The sequence below is a fragment of the Nitrospirillum amazonense genome, assembly GCF_007828045.1.
Classification (GTDB): Bacteria; Pseudomonadota; Alphaproteobacteria; order Azospirillales; family Azospirillaceae; genus Nitrospirillum; species Nitrospirillum amazonense_C.
Genome location: NZ_VITN01000009.1, coordinates 121654 through 139704, shown reverse-complemented (window position 1 = coordinate 139704; position 18051 = coordinate 121654). Strand labels below are relative to the sequence as shown.

Below are 18051 nucleotides of genomic sequence, written 5' to 3'. Positions count from 1 at the left end.
ACTCTGCTTCAGAGTGGGGGCGGGGGATCGAGGAAAGGCGGGCGCATGCCCACCGACAACAACATCAACCATCGTAGCCTCCAATTCGCCGCCTTGCTTAAGGGACGGACGAGGATACGCGTTACGTCGTTGCATAACCCGTGGGCGGAACCATTCCGCCCGGGGCCATAGGCACGTGCGCTGCGACTGAGCGCTATATAAGATGGAAATCCGGGGTTGCACAGCGATTTTTTTGGTGGACGCCGCCCCTGCGACCTCATGGCCGAATCTTCGGCACCGCGTGGCATTCCTCTCTAATTCCGCTTGGCGCCCCGCGGGTTCCAGCCTGGATGACGCCTGCGGTACAAATCTCAATTTCGCCATTTTTGCGGCCCAAATTGGCCATGTCGCGCTGGCCTTATGCGCATAGAGGACGACGCGACATGATCCCCTGCCGGGGTCGGAAGCACTCCCGCCCGGTCTCCCCCGACCGGCCTACCGGAGGTGTCCTCTCCAGCCTGCCCCGGCTGGTCTACCAAACGGCCACCGCACCTGCCCCCCGCGGTGGCCGTTTTCTTTTTTGTTTGTTCTCAGGCGCCGGGCGCGGGCATCCGCCCGCTGGGCCTGTCCTCCCTTCCAGTCCGCTCCCCCGGAAAGGTCCGGCGGCCGCCCTTTTACGGAGACAGGGGCGTGGCCTACAACGGCGCGAGGGGGAGTCTCACGCCGTTGATTCCGGGCACCGTTGAATTGGGCAATTGATCCAGCGCTTTGTGGCGTGGGCGCCGCCGGCCTATAGTCGGGTCCCTTTCGACTCCGGTGCCCAGGGCCCATGACGTCACCTCAGCTTTTCACCGGCCAGGATTTGCTGTGCCTGCGCGGCGGGCGCCTGGTGTTCCAGGACCTGGACTTCCAGCTGGCGGCCGGCGGCTGCCTGACCCTGGTGGGACCCAACGGCAGCGGCAAGTCCACGCTGCTGCGCCTGATGGCCGGTTTGCTGAAGCCGTTGCGCGGCACCATCGCCTGGGGCGGCGTGGCCCTGGGCCAGGATCCGGAGGCGCACCGGGCCCGCCTGCACTATGTCGGCCACCTGGACGCGGTGAAGGCCAGCTTCACCTGCCGCGAGATTCTGGCCTTCTGGGCCGGCCTGCGCGGCGCTGGCGGGGTGGACGCGGCCCTGGCGGCCTTCGCCATCGACACGATCGCCGATGTGCCGGGCCGTTTCCTGTCCGCCGGCCAGCGCCGGCGCCTGTCGCTGGCCCGCCTGGCGGCGGCCCCGGCCCCCCTTTGGCTGCTGGATGAGCCCACGGTGGGCCTGGACCGCGCCTCCGTCGCGCTGCTGGAGGGGGCCATCGCCCGTCATCGCGCCGGTGGCGGCCGGGTGGTGCTGTCCACCCATATCGACCTGGCGACACCGGGGGGCGAGGTCCTGGACCTGGCGGCCTTCGCGCCGGTCGAGGACGATCAGGACGGGGCGGAGGACGCCGCCTGATGCTGCGCCTCATCCTGCGTGACCTGCGCCTGGTGCTGCGCCAGGGCAGCGACGCCACCGCCGCCCTGATGTTCTTCGTGCTGTGCGTGGTGCTGTTCCCCTTCGGCGTGGGGCCGGAGCCCAACATCCTGACCCGAATCGCCCCCGGCGTGCTGCTGATCGCGGCCCTGCTGGCGGCGCTGTTGTCCATGGAGCGGCTGTTCCAGGGCGACTTCGAGGACGGCAGCCTCGAACTGCTGCTGCTCTCGCCCCTGCCGGCGGAGGGGGTGGCCATCGCCAAGGTGGCGGCCCATTGGCTGGTGACGGGCGTGCCCCTGTTGATCGTGGCGCCCCTGCTGGCCCTGCTGCTGCGCATGCCGGCGGACCAGCTGGGCCTGCTGGTGGGCACGCTGGCCCTAGCGACGCCGCTGCTCAGCCTCATCGGCGCGGTGGGGGCGGCGCTGACCCTGGGCGCCCGGCGCAGCGGCGTGCTGCTGCCGCTGCTGGTGCTGCCGCTCTATATCCCCGTGCTGATCTTCGCCGCCGCCGGCCTGGACGCCGGCCTGTCCGGCCTCTCCCCCCGGCCGCACCTGCTGCTGCTGGGCGGCATGCTGTGCGGCGCGCTGGTGCTGGCCCCGCTGGCCATCGCCGCGGCGCTGCGGGCGGCGCACGAGTAGTCAGCTCGACGCCCAGGGACGGGCATTAACCAATCCATTCGCCCCCTACACCATTGGGCCTGATCCATATCAATTTACAGTGTATCCCGATGGCAAAGGCCGGAGGGCGTGATACATAACGGGGGCCATGCATCGCTTCGCCAACCCCGCCCGTTTCCTGAAGATCGCCAACGCCGTGCTGCCGTGGGCGGCGGGCCTGTCGGCGGTCTGTTTCGCGGCCGGGCTGTACCTGGGCCTGTTCGCGTCGCCGCCGGACTACCAGCAGGGCGACACCGTGCGGATCATGTACATCCACGTGCCTGCCGCGTGGATGAGCATGTTCACCTACAGCACCATGGCCGTGGCCGCCGCCGCCGCGCTGGTGTGGAAGCATCCGCTGGCCGAGGTCTACGCCAAGGCGGCCGCGCCCTTGGGTGCCGGCTTCACCGCCCTGTGCCTGCTGACCGGGTCCCTATGGGGCGCCCCCATGTGGGGCACCTGGTGGGTCTGGGACGCGCGGCTGACCAGCGTGCTGGTGCTGTTCTTCCTCTATCTTGGCTACATGGCCCTGGTGGACGCCTTCGACGATCCGGCGCGGGGGAACAAGGCTGGCAACATCCTGTTGCTGGTGGGCGCCGTGAACGTGCCCATCATCAAGTTCTCGGTCGAATGGTGGAACACCCTGCACCAGCCGGCCAGCGTGTTCCGCCTGGGCGGCCCCACCATCGCCGCCAGCATGCTGTGGCCCCTGCTGCTGATGGCCGCGGCCTTCCAGAGCTACTTTTTCGCCGTGGTCATCCTGCGCATCCGCGCCGGCCTGGCCGCCCGCCGAGTTCAGACCCTGCGCCTGGGCCAGGCCAACTGAACCGGCGGTTGGGGATGGGGTGGGGCCGATGGGACAAGAAGACCGAAGGCGGTCGTTCCGGGGGCGTGATAACGTAATGGTCGTGCCAACTTCGCGGTCCTTCCGGACCGTCCGGCAGTGGTTGAGAGTGTGATGGACGGGTTCCTGTCGATGGGCGGATACGCCGCCTATGTCTGGTCATCCTACGGGGCCGCGGCCGTGGTCCTGGTGGGCCTGCTGGTGCTGAGCCTGACCGGCCTGCGCCGGGTGGAACGCACCCTGGCCACGCTGGAGGCGGCCAAACCCCGCCGCAAGCGCGAGCCCAAGGCGGCCCCGGCCCCCACGGCCACCCCTGCCGCCGAGACCACACCATGACCCGCAAACGCCGCCGCCTGATGATCCTGGCGCTGGCCCTGCTGGGGCTGGGCACCGCCACCGCGCTGACCCTGTCGGCCTTCCGCGACAACATCGTCTTCTTCTACAGCCCGTCGGATCTGGCGGCCAAGCCGCCGGGGGGGCGCACGGTGCGCATCGGCGGGCTGGTCGAGGCCGGCAGCCTGAAGCGCGAGGGCGGCATGACCGTCACCTTCCAGGTGACCGACACCGCCAAGTCGCTGCCCGTCACCTACACCGGCATCCTGCCCGACCTGTTCCGCGAAGGGCAGGGCGTGGTGGCGGAGGGCAAGCTGGGCGCCGACGGCGTGTTCGCGGCGACCGAACTGCTGGCCAAGCATGACGAGAAGTACATGCCGCCTGACGTGGCCGATGCCCTGAAGCGTGCCGGCCACCCCGGCAAGCCCGGTGACGCGCCAATCGCGGCCGGTGAGGAGCACCAGACCTCCACCCTGCGCACCAATCCCTGAACGATGATCCCGGACGACCGCCCATGATCCCCGAGCTTGGACACTACGCGCTGGTTCTGGCGCTGGTCGTCGCCCTGGTGCAGTCGGTCATCCCCCTGTGGGGCGCGGCGCGACGCGACCCCGCGATGATGGAGGTGGGGCGCACGGCGGCCTACTGCCAGTTCGTGGCCCTGGCCCTGGCCTTCGGCGCCCTGACCTATGCCCATGTCGTGTCGGACTTCAGCGTCTTGAACGTGGTGGAGAACAGCCACACCGACAAGCCCATGCTGTACAAGGTGGCCGGCGTCTGGGGCAACCATGAGGGCTCGCTGGTCCTGTGGGTGTTCATCCTGGCCCTGTTCGGCGCGATGGTGGCCGCCTTCGGCCGCAACCTGCCGGCGTCCTTGCGGGCCCGCGTCCTGGCGGTGCAGGGCATGATCGGCGTGGGCTTCCTGTGGTTCATGGTCGCCACCAGCAACCCCTTCACCCGCGTGGATCCGGCGCCGCTGAATGGCCATGACCTCAACCCCCTGCTGCAGGATCCGGGCCTGGCCTTCCATCCGCCCTTCCTCTACCTGGGCTATGTCGGCTTCAGCCTCTGCTTCTCCTTCGCCGCCGGCGCCCTGCTGGAGGGGCGGGTGGACGCCGCCTGGGCGCGCTGGGTGCGGCCCTGGGCCCTGATCGCCTGGTCGTCGCTGACGCTGGGCATCGCCATGGGGTCGTGGTGGTCCTATTACACCCTGGGCTGGGGCGGTTGGTGGTTCTGGGACCCGGTGGAAAACGCCAGCCTCATGCCCTGGCTGGCCGGCACGGCGCTGCTGCACTCCGCCATCGTGGTGGAAAAGCGCGACACGCTGAAAAGCTGGACCATCCTGCTGGCCATCGTCACCTTCACCCTGTCGCTCATGGGCACCTTCCTGGTGCGGTCTGGCGTGCTCACCTCCGTCCACGCCTTCGCGTCCGACCCGGCGCGCGGCGTCTTCATCCTGGCGCTGCTGGTGGTGGCGACGGGCGGCGGCCTGCTGCTCTACGCCCTGCGGGCGCCCATCCTGAAGGCCGGCGGCCTGTTCGCGCCCATCAGCCGCGAAGGCGGGCTGGTTCTGAACAACCTGCTGCTGTCCACCGCCTGCGCCACCGTCTTCCTCGGCACCCTCTATCCGCTGTTCATGGATGCGGTCGGCGGGGGCAAGATTTCCATCGGCCCGCCCTTCTTCAACGCCACCTTCGTGCCCCTGATGGTGCCGGTGGTGGCGGTTATGGCGATGGGTCCCCTGCTGTCGTGGAAGCGGGCGGACCTCGCCGGCGTGCTGGGGCGGCTGAAGATCGCGGCCCTGGTGGGGGTGGTGGCCGCCCTGGCCGCCTTGTGGCTGGCGGGCACCAAGCCGGTGCTGGCCGTTCTGGCCCTGGGCCTGGCCGGCTGGGCCGTCATGGGCGCGGTGGTGGACGTGGCCGACCGCATCCGCCTGTTCCGCATGCCCCTGGGCGACAGCCTTTCCCGCGCCCGCCATCTGCCGCGCGGCGCCTGGGGCACCGCCATCGCCCATGCCGGGCTGGGCGTGGCCGTGGCCGGCATGGTCGGCACCTCCGCCTGGACGACGGAGGCCATCCAGGTGCTGCACATCGGGCAGGCGGTGGACGTGGCCGGCTACAGCTTCCGCCTGGACAGCGTGGCAGAGGCACCGGGCCCCAACTACACCGCGCGGCGCGCCGTGCTGACCGTCACCCACCAGGGCGACTTCGTGGCGACCCTGGCGCCGGAACAGCGCTTCTACCCCGTCACCCGCATGACGACGACGGGGGCGGCCATCCACACCAATTTCTTCAGCGACCTCTATGCCGTGGTGGGCGAGCCGGCGCCGGACGGCACCGGCTACAACACCCGCTTCTATCGCCACCCCCTGGTGCCGTGGATCTGGGTGGGCTCCATCCTGATGATGACCGGCGGCTTGGCCAGCCTGTCCGACCGCCGCCTGCGGGTGGGCGTGCCGCTGAAGCGCGCCGCGCCGCGCGCCGCCGCCACCGTTCCGCCGGCCCCCGCCGAATAAGGTTCCCCGCATGCGCCGCCTGATGTTCCTGATCCCCCTGGTGCTGTTCCTGGGCCTGGCCGGCTGGTTCGCCGTGCGCCTGAAGCAGATCGACCGGGGCGACACGCCCGACCATCTGCCCTCCGTCATGATCGACAAGCCGGTGCCGGCCTTCGACCTGCCGCCCCTGGTGGAGGGGCAGCCGGGCGTGGCCGCCAAGGACCTGGGGCCCAGCGCGGGTGAAAGCGGTAAAGTCCGGCTGGTGAACTTCTGGGCCAGCTGGTGCGCGCCCTGCCGCTCGGAACACCCCATCCTGATGCGCCTGGCGGGGCAGGGGGTGGACATCCGCGGCATCGACTACAAGGACAAGGCGGCGGATGGCCAGGCCATCCTGGCCCGCGACGGCAACCCCTACGCCGCCGTGGCCCGCGACGAGAGCGGCCGCACCGCCATCGACTTCGGCGTCTATGGCGTGCCGGAAACCTATGTCATCGACCGCCAGGGCCGCATCCGCTACCGCCAGGTGGGGCCCATCACCCCACAGGATCTGCAGAACCGCATCCTGCCGCTGATCAATGAGCTGTCGAAATGAGGCGGGCGCTTTTCCCACCGGCCCGGGTCACCCCGGTCCTGGTTACCTTGGTCCTTGTGGCCACGCTGTTGTCCGGCCCCTTGGCGCGCGCCGTGCAGCCGGACGAGATGCTGTCCGACCCGGCCATGGAGGCGCGGGCGCGCGCCATCTCCAAGGATTTGCGCTGCCTGGTCTGCCAGAACCAGTCCATCGACGACAGCGACGCGCCCCTGGCCCGTGACCTGCGCCTGCTGCTGCGCGAACGGCTGGTGAAGGGCGATACGGACGCCCAGGCCGTGGCCTACCTGACCGATCGCTATGGCGACTATGTCCTGCTGCGCCCGCCGGTGCGGCCGGCCACATATCTGCTGTGGTTCGGGCCCTTCGTCCTGCTGGTCGGGGGCGGCGGCATCCTGCTGTGGCGGGGCCGGCGCGGATCGACGGGGGCCGAGGCGGTGGCGCCGCCCCTGACGGCGGAGGAAAAGGCCCATCTGGCCCTGCTGATGCGTGATGAGGACGAAGGGAAGGGGCGGTCATGATGGCGTTCTGGATCGCCGCCGCCTTGCTGACGGCGGGCGTCCTGCTGGCCCTGCTGCGCCCGCTGATGGTGGCGCGCAAGGCGGAGGCCGGCGGCTCGCCCGAAGTCGATATCTATAAGGACCAGCTGGCGGAAATCGAGCGCGACGTGGCGCGCGGCCTGCTGACCGACGACCAGGCGGCCGCGGCGCGGACGGAGGTCAGCCGGCGCCTGCTGGCGGCCGACGCGCGCGCGAAGTCGGTGCCGGCGGCGCCCGCGATGCCGGCGAAGCCCTCCCGCAAGCTGGCCACGGCGCTGATGGCCGCCGTGCCGCTGCTGGCCATGGGCATCTACCTGCGTCTGGGTAGCCCCGACCTGCCGGGCCAGCCGGCGGGGGGGCGCACCGACCAGACCGCCGGCGTCCAAGCCCAGGCGGTGCTGAAGACCCTGCAGGCCCGGGTCATTGAAAACCCCAAGGATCTGGAGGCGTGGAAGGCCCTAGCCACCGCCCAGGGCATGACCGGCCAGAACGACAAGGCCGCCGCCTCCTGGGCCAAGGCCGTGGACCTGGCCCCCGACGACGCCAACCTGCAGGCCTCGCGCGCCGAGGCGCTGGTGCTGTCGGCCGACGGTGTGGTGGGGCCGGAGGCCAAGCAGGCGCTGGCCAAGGCCTTGGCCCTGAACCCCAAGGAGCCCCGCGCGCGCTACTATGACGGCTTGGCCGTGCGCCAGGCGGGCGACCTCAAGGGTGCCATCACCCGCTGGTCCGCCCTGCTGGCGGAAAGCCCGGCCGACGCCCCCTGGGTGCCCTTCCTGCGCGGCCAGCTGGGTGAGACGGCGACCGAGGCCGGCATGGACCCGGCGGCCGTGACGCCGCAGCCCCTCCCGCCCGCAGGGCCCCCGGCTGGTCCGCCCGCCAACCCGACGCCTGCACCTAATACCGGTACGCCCGGCCCGACGGCGGACGACATGGCCGCCGCTTCCACCATGTCCAGCGGCGATCGCAACGCCATGATCCAGGGCATGGTCCAGCGTCTGGCCGATCGGCTGAAAACCCAGCCCGAGGATGCCGAAGGCTGGTCGCGCCTGGCCCGCGCCTATCGTGTGCTGGGGCAGAACGACAAGGCGGCGGAGGCCGAGGCCAACGCCAAGCGCTACGGCGGCACCACCACCGGCGCGCCTGCCGGCGCCGTTCCGCCGGGCATGCCCGACCCCGCCACCATGACGCCGGAACAGAGGTCGGCCACGGTGAAATCGCTGCTGGCCCAGTTCCAGGCGGCGGCGGAGAAAGAGCCGGACAAGCCCGAGGGCTGGGCCCGCCTGGCCCAGGCCTATGAGGCGACGGGCGATGTGGCCAAGACGCGGGAAGCCTGGGCCAAGGCCGTGGCGACCGCGCCCGACGATGCCGAGATCAACCTGGCCTATGCCCGCGTGCTGTTGCCGGCCGACGGCGGCCATCCGCCGCCGGCCTTCTTCACCGCCCTGCGCGTGGTGCTGAAGTCCTCCCCCAACAATCCCCAAGCCCTGTGGTACCTGGGCCTGGACGCGGCGGAGGGGGGGCGCAAGGCTGAGGCCAAGGATCTGTGGGGCCGCCTGTTGCCCTTGCTGCCCGAGGGCTCCGACGACCGCAGGGAGTTGGAGGGCCGGCTGAAGGCGCTGGGTTCCTGAGGCGTTTGACGGTCTGACCTACAGGGGTAATCCCAAGGTGCGGGGCGGGGCGCCGCCGATGCGACATCCTATCCCTCGGGTTGGTGCCAAGGGCGGTGCAAACCGGGGGTGAATGACCTAAAGTGCGGGTATTGCCCCGTTTCGCTGGCGCCGCCCTATCCATGCGGCATACGGCCCCGTCCCAGGATCCCCTTTCCGCGATGAACGAATCGTCCCCCTTGCCTTCCGCCGCCGGTCTGGCCGGCGTGGTGGATGAGCATCTCCGGTGGATCGGTCAGTGGCACCGCGCAGCCTTCTTCAGCCTGGGCGACGGCGCCCCCCTGCCCACGCCGGGGGCTTTTCCCGCGTGGGTGCGGGGCGCCTCCGGCAGCGAGTTGGCCGACCAGCCGGCTATCGACCGCCTGATCTCCCTGCACGACCAGATGCACCGTATGGCCCGCCTGGTGCACATGCGCGCGGTCGAGGGCCAGCCGCCCTCCCTGCAGTCGTACGAGGCGGTTATCGAGAAGTTCGACGAGTTCATGCTGCTGCTGCGCCGCATCGAGCGGGCGTTCAGCGTGGCCGGCAGCGGCATCGACCCGCTGACCGGCCTGCGCAACCGCACCGGCCTGCGCGAGGAGATGGAGCGCGAGGTCAACCGCTACCGACGCACCGGCCGGCCGTTCTGCGTGGCGCTATGCGACCTCGACAAGTTCAAATCGGTCAACGACACCTATGGGCATGAGGCCGGCGACCGCGTGCTGATGGCCGCGGCCGGCGCCGTGAACCAGGGCATCCGCAGCTTCGACGAGGCCTTTCGCCTGGGTGGCGAGGAAATCCTGATCCTGCTGAAGGATGCCACCATCATGGACGGCTACGCCGTGGTGGAACGCCTGCGCCAGGATATGGAGACGCTGTCGGTCGCCATCGGCGGCGGGCGCGCCATCCGCTTCACCGCCAGCTTCGGCCTGGCCGAGGCGCGGCCGGATTGCGACCCGGAGGATCTGGTGGCGGAGGCGGACGCCGCCCTCTACACCGCCAAGCGCCAGGGGCGCAACCAAGTGGTGCGCGCGACCCCGCCGGCGTGAGCGGGATTTGCCGGATGGCGTCCAGGTCTGTCGCGGACCAGCCATGAGGCTTGACCGCTTGGTCAGGATCACCCGCCTGGGGTAACCGGTCGCCTTATTCGGGCGGGGGGACCTGATTTGTCGCGTCGCCATGGTGGCGCTCGGCTGCCGGGTCCGCTAGCTTGGAACCAATTCCACCGCTTAAATCCCTGGTCCTGCCGCCCATGCGCACCGTCCCCGAATTCCCCAACCTGTTCATCGCCGACCATCCGCTGATCCAGCACAAGCTGTCGCACATGCGGGACAAGCGGCGGTCCACCATGGGCTTCCGCCAGCTGCTGCGCGAGATCGCGCTGCTGATGGGCTATGAGCTGACGCGCGACCTGCCGTTGACCACGGAACGGATCGAGACGCCGCTGGTGGAAATGGACGCGCCCGTGATCGAGGGCAAGAAGGTCGCCGTCGTTCCCATCCTGCGCGCCGGCCTGGTGATGGCCGAGGGCCTGCTGGAGCTGATGCCCGGCGCGCGCGAGGGCCACATCGGCCTCTACCGCGACCATGAGACCAAGCAGCCGGTGGAATACCTGGTGAAGCTGCCGGCCGCGGCCGGCCGCACCTTCATCCTGGTCGATCCCATGCTGGCCACCGGCAACTCCGCCGTGCACGCGGTCGACGTGCTGAACCGCCACGGCGTGGCCGACGACCAGATCCGCTTCATGGCCCTGGTGTCGGCGCCGGAGGGCGTGCGCGTCTTCCACGACGCCCACCCCGAGGTGAAGGTCTACACCGCCGCCCTGGACAGCCACCTGACCGACGACGCCTACATCGTTCCCGGTCTGGGTGACGCGGGTGACCGGTTGTTCGGGACGAAGTAGTTTTTTCGTTTTCCCTCAGGCGCCGGGCGGGCGCATCCGCGCCCTCGGCTGTCCTCCCTTTTCAGTCCGCTGACGCTCCCCGAAAAGGTCCGGCGCCCGCAGTCGCGGGCTCGTCGCTACGCTCCACGCGCCCGAATCTGCTCGGGTTCGCCGGGGCTCTATGGCTAAGCCCGCCGTTCGAGGGCACACCTACTCCGCCGGCGGGATCACCAGGATTTTGTCGATGCGGCGGCCATCCATGTCCACCACCTCGAACCGGTATCCCGCGTGGCTGATGCCTTCGCCCACGCGGGGCAGGTGGCCCAGCTTGAACAGCAGGAAGCCGGCCAGGGTCAGATAGTCGCCCCCATCGCGCAGGCCCGGCAAATCCAGGACGTGCGACGCCTCATCGATGTCCATGCGGCCGTCGATGAGCATGGAGCCGTCCTCGCGCCGCACGAACTCATCCTCGTCCACATCGTGGGCCTCCGGCAGGTCGCCGGCGATGGACTCCAGGATGTCGGTCAGGGTGACGATGCCCTCGGCGCTGCCGTACTCGTCCACCACCAGGGCCATCTGCTGGCCGGAGGAGCGGAACAGTTCCAGCAGGCGCATGACCTGGGTGCCGTCGTGGACGATCAGGGCCGGATTGGCCAGCTTGCCCAGGTCCGGCGTCTCGCCGGCCAGCACGGCATCCAGCACCGCCTTGGCGTGCAGCACGCCCACCACCTCGTCCAGGCTGCCGCGGCCGATGGGAAAGCGGCTGTGGTGGCTTTCCTGGATTTCCTTGGTCAGCTGCTCGACGCTGTCGTTCAGGTCCAGCCACATGACGTCCAGGCGCGGGGTCATGATGGCGCGCGCGGGCCGGTCGGACAGGCCCAGCACGCCCTCGATCATGCGCTTTTCTTCCGGCTCGAACACGCCGGCGGCGGTCCCCTCGGCGATCAGGCTCTTCACTTCCTCTTCGGTGACGGCGTTCTCCGGCTTGCCGGCGGCGCCGAACAGCTTCAGCACCAGTTCGGTGGTGGCACCCAGGAACCAGGCCACGGGCGATGCCACGCGCGACAGGCCCAGCAAGAAGGGCGCCGTCAGCACGGCAATGCGCTCGGTCGCGAACAGGGCCAGGCGCTTGGGCACCAGCTCGCCCACGATCAGCGACAGCAGGGTGATGCACACCACCACCAGGGCCACGGCGACGCTGTCGGCATGGGGGGCCAGGGCCGGGATGGTCGCCAGGCTTTCCGCCAGCGGACCCGACAGGGTGGCGCTGCCGAAGGCGCCCTCCACGATGGCGATCATGGTGATGCCGATCTGTACCGTGGACAGGAAGTGCGACGGGCTTTCCTGCAGGGCCAGGGCGGTGCGGGCGCCGCGCTGCCCCTTCTCCGCCAGGGCGGTCAGCCGGCTGCGCCGGGCGGACAGAACGGCCAGTTCGGACATGGCGAAAAAGCCGTTCAGCAGGATCAGCAGAACCAGGATGGCGACTTGCAGGTAAAGCATCAGGGCGGCGTCGGAGCCTGTCGGGGAGGGAAGGTACACGCGGCACGATAGCATGGACGGACAGTCTGTCGCGTCCCACCATCACAGGGGCACCTAAGTTTTACGGCTTATGCCTTCAAAACGGCGACGGGACCAGGGGCGCGGCCATGACGTTTTCGCGACCATCGCCCAGCCGGACGCAAGTGTCTTGATTCCCGACCGGACTCGTATTATCTCCGCTAGCACTCACCGGGGTTGAGTGCTAACAGCAGGCTCAGCCCCACAGCTTTTGCCTTTTGAGGGAGAGATCCTATGAAGTTCCGTCCGCTGCACGACCGCGTGGTGGTGCGCCGCGTCGAGAGTGAGCAGAAGACCGCCGGCGGCATCATCATCCCCGACACCGTCAAGGAAAAGCCCCAGGAGGGCGAGGTCGTCGCCGTGGGCCCCGGCGCCCGTGACGAGCAGGGCAAACTGATCGCCCTGGACGTGAAGGCTGGTGATCGCGTGCTGTTCGGCAAGTGGTCCGGCACCGAGGTCAAGATCGATGGGGCCGAATACCTCATCATGAAGGAATCCGACATCCTGGGCATCGTCGCCTGATTGGATGACCAGGTTGGCCGACCCTGACGGGTCGCCGTCCTGTCGTGTTCCCCTCAAAGCCATCGCGGGCCTCATGAGGCCCCGGAAATTCAAGGAAGAGAGATTATGGCTGCCAAGGAAGTGAAGTTTGGCGTCGATGCGCGCAACCGCATGCTGCGCGGCGTGGACATCCTGGCCGACGCCGTGAAGGTGACCCTGGGCCCCAAGGGCCGCAACGTCGTCATCGAAAAGAGCTTCGGTGCCCCGCGCATCACCAAGGACGGCGTCAGCGTCGCCAAGGAGATCGAGCTGGCCGACAAGTTCGAGAACATGGGCGCCCAGATGGTGCGCGAAGTGGCCTCGAAGACCAACGACATCGCCGGTGACGGCACCACCACCGCCACCGTGCTGGCCCAGGCCATCGTGCGCGAAGGCGCCAAGGCCGTGGCCGCCGGCCTGAACCCGATGGACGTGAAGCGCGGCATCGACCTGGCCGTGACCACCGTCATCAACGACATCAAGAGCCGCTCCAAGAAGATCTCGACCAACGCCGAGATCGCCCAGGTCGGCACCATCTCCGCCAACGGCGAGGCCGAGATCGGCGAGATGATCGCCAAGGCCATGGAAAAGGTGGGCAACGAGGGCGTCATCACGGTGGAAGAGGCCAAGAGCTTCGACACCGAGCTGGAAGTCGTCGAGGGCATGCAGTTCGACCGCGGCTACCTGTCGCCGTACTTCGTCACCAACGCTGACAAGATGACGGCTGAGCTGGAAAGCCCGTACATCCTGCTGCACGAGAAGAAGCTGGGCAGCCTGCAGCCCCTGCTGCCGGTCCTGGAGGCTGTCGTGCAGAGCAGCCGCCCGCTGCTGATCGTGTCGGAAGACGTGGAAGGCGAGGCGCTGGCCACCCTGGTGGTGAACAAGCTGCGCGGCGGCCTGAAGATCGCCGCCGTGAAGGCCCCGGGTTTCGGCGACCGCCGCAAGGCGATGCTGGAAGACATGGCCATCCTGACCGGCGGCCAGGTCATCTCCGAAGACCTGGGCATCAAGCTTGAGAACGTGTCGCTGGACATGCTGGGCACCGCCAAGAAGGTGGTGATCACCAAGGACGCGACCACGATCGTGGACGGCGTCGGCGCCAAGGCCGACATCGAGGCGCGCATCGGCCAGATCAAGGCGCAGATCGAGGAGACCACCTCGGACTACGACCGTGAGAAGCTGCAGGAGCGTCTGGCGAAGCTGGCGGGCGGCGTTGCCGTCATCCGCGTCGGCGGCGCCACCGAGGTCGAGGTGAAGGAGCGCAAGGACCGCGTTGACGACGCCATGCACGCCACCCGCGCCGCGGTGGAAGAGGGCGTGGTGGCCGGCGGCGGCACCGCCCTGCTGTACGCGACCAAGGCCCTGGACGGCCTGAAGCCGGCCAACGACGACCAGCGCGTGGGCGTGGACATCATCCGCAAGGCCCTGCAGTCGCCGGTCCGTCAGATCGCCTTCAACGCCGGCACCGACGGTTCCATCGTCGTCGGCAAGCTGCTGGACCAAGCCAGCGCCGATTTCGGCTACAACGCCCAGACCGGTGAGTTCGGTGACATGTTCGCCTTCGGCGTCATCGACCCGACGAAGGTGGTCCGCACCGCCCTGCAGGACGCCGCTTCGGTGGCCGGCCTGCTGATCACCACCGAGGCGATGGTCGCCGAGAAGCCCGAGAAGAAGGCCGCTCCGGCCGGCGCCCCGGGCATGGGTGACATGGACTTCTAATTCGTCTCCAAGACGAATCGGAAAAGAGGGGGCCGGCTTCCGAAAGGGGGCCGGCCCTTTTCCTTGGCGAAGGCGCATCCGCGCCTCGATCCTCCCTTTTCAGTCCGCTGATCCTCCCCGAAAAGGCATCGACCTGGCGCACGAGGCCGAGGATCGGCGGCTGGGTCGGCGCATCCAATGCCCGACCCTGATGTTATGGGGAGAGAGAGGCCTGGTGGGCCGTGCCTACGACCCGCTGGCCGTGTGGGGCGAGGTCTGCCGCGACCTCCAGGGTGAGGCCCTGGACTGCGGCCACTTCCTGCCGGAAGAGCGCCCGCAGGATGTCCTGCGCGCGCTCTTGGACTTCATGGGTTAGTAGCCGCTACGCCCCGCTGCCTTTTCTCTTGGCCGCGACGGTGCCGCCGGAGATTTCCGGGGGAGCGAAGCGGACTGGAAATCGAGGACAGCCGAGGGCGCGGATGCGCCCGTCCGGCGTTTCGAGGATACAATAAGCTTAATGCACCCGCTGGGGTTCCATGTCGTGCTGGCGGACGGAGGCCAGCGCCACTTCGGGAGAAGCGGCCACGGCCAGCGGCGTGCCGTCGGCGGCGTGGATGGCATAGCCCAGGATGCCCTGGGTCACCACCGGCTTCACATAGGCCAGGACGTTCACGCCGAAGGCGGCGAAATCCTGGGTGGACAGGTGGCGCAGGGCGTCGGGGCTCAGCGTCTGGAATTCAGCGTCGAAGCTGTCGGTCATGATGTCACTCGCTTTTCGCAACGTGAGGAAAGACAGGCTTTTGGAAGCCCTGCCAGGGTGAAGGCGGAAGGTGGCCCGATCTGGGATGAAGCGGGGTTTTTATGGGGCGGGGCTTTTATCGGGCGAAACGTCGATGGTTTGGGGCTCGGGCGTGCCCTCGCCGGCGCCGCTGATCTTGATGGTGCGCACCTTGGGCTCCGGAATGGGCCGGCGCAGGTCGATGTGCAGCAGACCGTTGTCCAGGCTGGCGCCTAGAACCTCGATGCCGTCGGCCAGGACGAAGCTGCGCTGGAACTGCCGGGCGGCGATGCCGCGGTGCAGATAGATGCGCGACTTGTCGTCCTGCTGGCGGCCGCGGATGATCAACTGGTTGTCCTCCGTCTGCACCTGCAGGTCGTCGAAGGTGAAGCCGGCCACGGCCAGGGAGATGCGCAAGCCGTCTTCGCCGACCTGCTCAATATTGTAGGGGGGATAGCCCTCGGCGGCGGACTTGGAAATCCGGTCGAGCGTGCGTTCGAACTGGTCGAAACCCAACAGGAAGGGGCTGTTCAGGAACGAGACGCGGGTATTCATGATGTCGGCAACCTCCTCCAACGAGCGAGTATGCAACGAGCGAATATGCGGGGGCGGCCTCCGCGCCAGGCTCCATCCGAACCCGGTGCCTTCGGCCCGCTGCTCGGCGGCCCGGAACGGCACCGCCTACGGGATACATGGGTACCCCCTCCCACGGTTCAAGACAAGCGCCGGCGCGCGAGGTGGGCTGAGGAGCCGTGGGCGATCGTGGCGGGGAGGGATGAGGCGCCCCCTCCTGTGATCACGATCATGGCAGGGCCCACATGCCTTTCGGCCAGGGGAAGGGGCGGGATTCAGATACCCCCAGAAACTGTGGATAAGTCTGTGAAAGGGTGGTGCCGGGGCCAGGAGTCCCGGGGCTCTGCGCTCTTTGCCCAAAAAATAGGCAATAAAGGCAAGTTATTGGAATTAAACGATATTAATGACAATACGTTTGCGCCGACGGGGGTATTTCCTTATCGCGTAGGGCCATGGCGGCCCCTGATTCGGCCTTGACAGGCTTGTGGACCGCCAGGCAGCAGGGGCCGCGCCGGGGAGAGGGGGGATTCCTTGAGGCTAGGCCCTCCGTCGGGGGATTCGAGTCGCGCCGCCATGCGTCTTCCCTGCCGTTGGTAGGGGTTTATCTCCGGCGTCGCGCTTGATCGGCCGCCGGGGTCATGACACAAGCATTGCCAGCTACCATTCAGGCTTACCGCCTTTTTCGAGGTGACCCATGCGTCGTCTGTTCTTGGCCCTTGTTCTCGGTCTGCTGGTCGTGGCACCCGCCGGCGTGGGTGTACGGTCCGCGTGGGCCCAGTCGGGCGGCTTCGGCTTCGCCGATGAGACGCCCATCACCTTGAACGTGGCCGAGATCGAGGTGGTGAACGATTACGTGTCGCCCATGAAGCCGCCCAACATCGAATACCAGCTGCAACTGACCCCGGCCGAGGTGGTGCGTCTATGGGTGCAGGACCGGTTGAAGGCCGCCGGCTCCAGCGGCAAGGCCCGGGTGGTCATCAAGAACGCCAGCATCGTGGAAGTGAACCTGCCGCGCACCACCGGCGTGAAGGGCTGGTTCACCACCGACCAGTCGCAACGGTATGACGGTCGGGTGGAGGTGGAGATCCAGGTCGACATGCCGGCCAAGGGCTATGCCGGCAGTACCTTGGTGGTGGTGACCTCCAGCCAGTCGGTGTCCGAGGACGTAACTCTGAACCAGCGGGAAAAGACTTGGTCGCAGCTGGTGCGCGACATGGCCCGCGACATGGACGCCCAGCTGGCCAAGGGCATCCGCGACAACCTGTTCGCGGCGATGATTCTCTGAGTTCCTCAGGTGCCGGCAGGGCCGTCCGGCCCTTTGGCCATTCTCGCGTTTCGGTCCGCGTCGCTTCCCAAAACGCTCCGGCGGCCGCAGTCGCGGCCTAGGAAAAGGGTGATGGGACTGGCGATGGCGCAAAGGAAAAGGCCGGTGGCGCTGGGGCGCCGCCGGCCTTTTCCTTTGGTGCTGGCTCGTTGGTGTTGGGGCTCCGGCCTCATACCAGCGGCACGAGATGGTGACTCGTGTCGCTGTAGGCCCCGACCGGGGCCGCCGTAGCGAGCACCGGAGGGCGCAGCGAGGACGAGCCTAGGCGGACGGACATCCGCCGCCCGGCGCATGAGGGAGCATTTGAACGGCCACGTTCAAATGCCGCGCGTATCAGAACATGCTCCCGGCCGGGCTGGGGTTGCCGATCATGGCCAGGAACTCGCGGCGGGTGCTGGGGTCGTTGCGGAAGGCGCCCAGCATGCGGCTGGTGACCATGGACACGCCGGGCTTGTGCACGCCGCGGGTGGTCATGCACTGATGCGACGCCTCGATCACCACGGCCACGCCCAGGGGCTGCAGCACCTCGTCGATGGTGTTGGCGATCTGCGAGGTCATCTTCTCCTGGATCTGCAGGCGCTTGGCGTAGACCTCCACCACCCGCGCCAGCTTGGAGATGCCGACCACGCGCGACCGGGGCAGGTACGCCACGTGGGCCACGCCGATGATGGGCACCATGTGGTGCTCGCAGTAGCTTTCAAAGCGGATGTCGCGCAGCACGACCATCTCGTCGTAGCCGTCGGTCTCCTCGAACGTGCGGGCCAGCAGCTCCATGGGGTCGGAGGCATAGCCGGCGAAGAATTCCTCATAGCTGCGGACCACGCGGTCGGGCGTGCCCAGCAAGCCTTCGCGCGTGGGATCGTCGCCCGCCCAGCGCAGCAGGGTGCGAACCGCCTCCTCCGCTTCCTCCCGGCTGGGGCGGCCTTGGGCGACCACGGTGCGGCGCCCGTGGACCGGCCCGGCCACGATCTTGTCGGCAGGGGTATTTTTGGCGTGGGTCACGGTATTTCTCCCTCGGGCGGGCTGGCTTGATGGCGACGGGGCGTCTGGGCCCTGATTCGGGACCATGCGGTCAGGTTCTGTACAAGCACTGCGCGGTGCCGTCTGTGACA

At 68.5% G+C, this 18051-nt stretch carries 19 protein-coding genes; 15 read left to right on the top strand and 4 right to left on the bottom strand.

Features of this window, described 5'->3' with window-relative positions; genetic code table 11:
- Window positions 1–808 precede the first annotated feature (808 nt).
- From ccmA to upp, 11 genes are all read left to right on the top strand, one after another.
- Window positions 809–1468, top strand: coding sequence for a heme ABC exporter ATP-binding protein CcmA (ccmA, locus tag FBZ89_RS15865; protein ID WP_145750930.1), 660 nt, complete (start codon window positions 809–811; stop codon window positions 1466–1468).
- Complete coding sequence (gene ccmB / locus FBZ89_RS15860) at window positions 1468–2124, top strand: heme exporter protein CcmB (RefSeq protein ID WP_145750929.1); 657 nt, start codon at window positions 1468–1470, stop codon at window positions 2122–2124. Before ccmA ends, ccmB begins: the two co-directional genes overlap by 1 nt.
- A gap of 127 nt (window positions 2125–2251) precedes the next feature.
- Window positions 2252–2968 (top strand): heme ABC transporter permease, encoded by a 717-nt coding sequence (locus FBZ89_RS15855; protein WP_145750928.1) that lies wholly within the window; start codon window positions 2252–2254, stop codon window positions 2966–2968.
- Between the two features lie 132 nt (window positions 2969–3100).
- Window positions 3101–3322: a heme exporter protein CcmD gene (gene ccmD, locus FBZ89_RS15850; RefSeq protein ID WP_088872274.1), complete on the top strand. Its 222-nt coding sequence runs from the start codon at window positions 3101–3103 to the stop codon at window positions 3320–3322.
- Window positions 3319–3810, top strand: coding sequence for a cytochrome c maturation protein CcmE (ccmE, locus tag FBZ89_RS15845; RefSeq protein ID WP_145750927.1), 492 nt, complete (start codon window positions 3319–3321; stop codon window positions 3808–3810). The genes ccmD and ccmE overlap by 4 nt, the downstream gene beginning before the upstream one ends.
- A 23-nt stretch (window positions 3811–3833) precedes the next feature.
- On the top strand, window positions 3834–5834 hold the full coding sequence (locus FBZ89_RS15840) for a heme lyase CcmF/NrfE family subunit (RefSeq protein WP_145750926.1): 2001 nt from the start codon (window positions 3834–3836) through the stop codon (window positions 5832–5834).
- A 10-nt stretch (window positions 5835–5844) separates the two neighbouring features.
- Complete coding sequence (locus FBZ89_RS15835) at window positions 5845–6405, top strand: DsbE family thiol:disulfide interchange protein (protein WP_145750925.1); 561 nt, start codon at window positions 5845–5847, stop codon at window positions 6403–6405.
- A complete protein-coding gene (locus FBZ89_RS15830; RefSeq protein WP_145750924.1) occupies window positions 6402–6923 on the top strand; it encodes a cytochrome c-type biogenesis protein in 522 nt (173 codons plus the stop codon). Before FBZ89_RS15835 ends, FBZ89_RS15830 begins: the two co-directional genes overlap by 4 nt.
- Window positions 6920–8569, top strand: a complete 1650-nt coding sequence (gene ccmI, locus FBZ89_RS15825) for a c-type cytochrome biogenesis protein CcmI (RefSeq protein WP_145750923.1) — start codon at window positions 6920–6922, stop codon at window positions 8567–8569. Before FBZ89_RS15830 ends, ccmI begins: the two co-directional genes overlap by 4 nt.
- A gap of 200 nt (window positions 8570–8769) precedes the next feature.
- Complete coding sequence (locus tag FBZ89_RS15820; protein ID WP_145750922.1) at window positions 8770–9636, top strand: diguanylate cyclase; 867 nt, start codon at window positions 8770–8772, stop codon at window positions 9634–9636.
- Window positions 9637–9839: 203 nt separating this feature from the next.
- Window positions 9840–10490: a uracil phosphoribosyltransferase gene (gene upp / locus FBZ89_RS15815; RefSeq protein WP_145750921.1), complete on the top strand. Its 651-nt coding sequence runs from the start codon at window positions 9840–9842 to the stop codon at window positions 10488–10490.
- A gap of 189 nt (window positions 10491–10679) precedes the next feature.
- Here upp and FBZ89_RS15810 read toward each other — a convergent pair whose 3' ends face one another.
- Window positions 10680–11969 carry a hemolysin family protein gene (locus tag FBZ89_RS15810; RefSeq protein WP_145750920.1) on the bottom strand — a complete coding sequence of 430 codons (1290 nt, stop codon included), beginning with the start codon at window positions 11967–11969 and terminating at the stop codon, window positions 10680–10682.
- Window positions 11970–12260: 291 nt separating this feature from the next.
- Between FBZ89_RS15810 and groES the strand changes: the two genes are divergently transcribed.
- The 3 genes from groES to FBZ89_RS30915 all read left to right on the top strand — a co-directional run bounded on the left by groES (window position 12261) and on the right by FBZ89_RS30915 (window position 14640).
- Entirely contained in the window at window positions 12261–12548 is a 288-nt protein-coding gene (gene groES, locus FBZ89_RS15805) for a co-chaperone GroES (protein ID WP_040848135.1), read from the top strand.
- Between the two features lie 105 nt (window positions 12549–12653).
- Window positions 12654–14285 carry a chaperonin GroEL gene (gene groL, locus FBZ89_RS15800; RefSeq protein ID WP_145750919.1) on the top strand — a complete coding sequence of 544 codons (1632 nt, stop codon included), beginning with the start codon at window positions 12654–12656 and terminating at the stop codon, window positions 14283–14285.
- Window positions 14286–14499: 214 nt separating this feature from the next.
- Window positions 14500–14640 (top strand): hypothetical protein, encoded by a 141-nt coding sequence (locus tag FBZ89_RS30915; RefSeq protein ID WP_186457392.1) that lies wholly within the window; start codon window positions 14500–14502, stop codon window positions 14638–14640.
- A gap of 138 nt (window positions 14641–14778) precedes the next feature.
- Here the strand turns inward: FBZ89_RS30915 and FBZ89_RS15790 are convergent, their stop codons facing one another.
- Both FBZ89_RS15790 and FBZ89_RS15785 read right to left on the bottom strand, forming a co-directional pair.
- Window positions 14779–15024, bottom strand: a complete 246-nt coding sequence (locus tag FBZ89_RS15790; RefSeq protein WP_145750918.1) for a DUF1150 family protein — start codon at window positions 15022–15024, stop codon at window positions 14779–14781.
- Between the two features lie 99 nt (window positions 15025–15123).
- Window positions 15124–15597, bottom strand: coding sequence for an Hsp20 family protein (locus FBZ89_RS15785; protein ID WP_145750917.1), 474 nt, complete (start codon window positions 15595–15597; stop codon window positions 15124–15126).
- Window positions 15598–16309: 712 nt separating this feature from the next.
- Here FBZ89_RS15785 and FBZ89_RS15780 point away from each other — a divergent pair.
- Window positions 16310–16900, top strand: a complete 591-nt coding sequence (locus FBZ89_RS15780) for a hypothetical protein (protein WP_145750916.1) — start codon at window positions 16310–16312, stop codon at window positions 16898–16900.
- A 372-nt stretch (window positions 16901–17272) separates the two neighbouring features.
- Here FBZ89_RS15780 and folE read toward each other — a convergent pair whose 3' ends face one another.
- Window positions 17273–17908 (bottom strand): GTP cyclohydrolase I FolE, encoded by a 636-nt coding sequence (gene folE, locus FBZ89_RS15775; RefSeq protein WP_186291326.1) that lies wholly within the window; start codon window positions 17906–17908, stop codon window positions 17273–17275.
- Window positions 17909–18051: the final 143 nt, after the last annotated feature.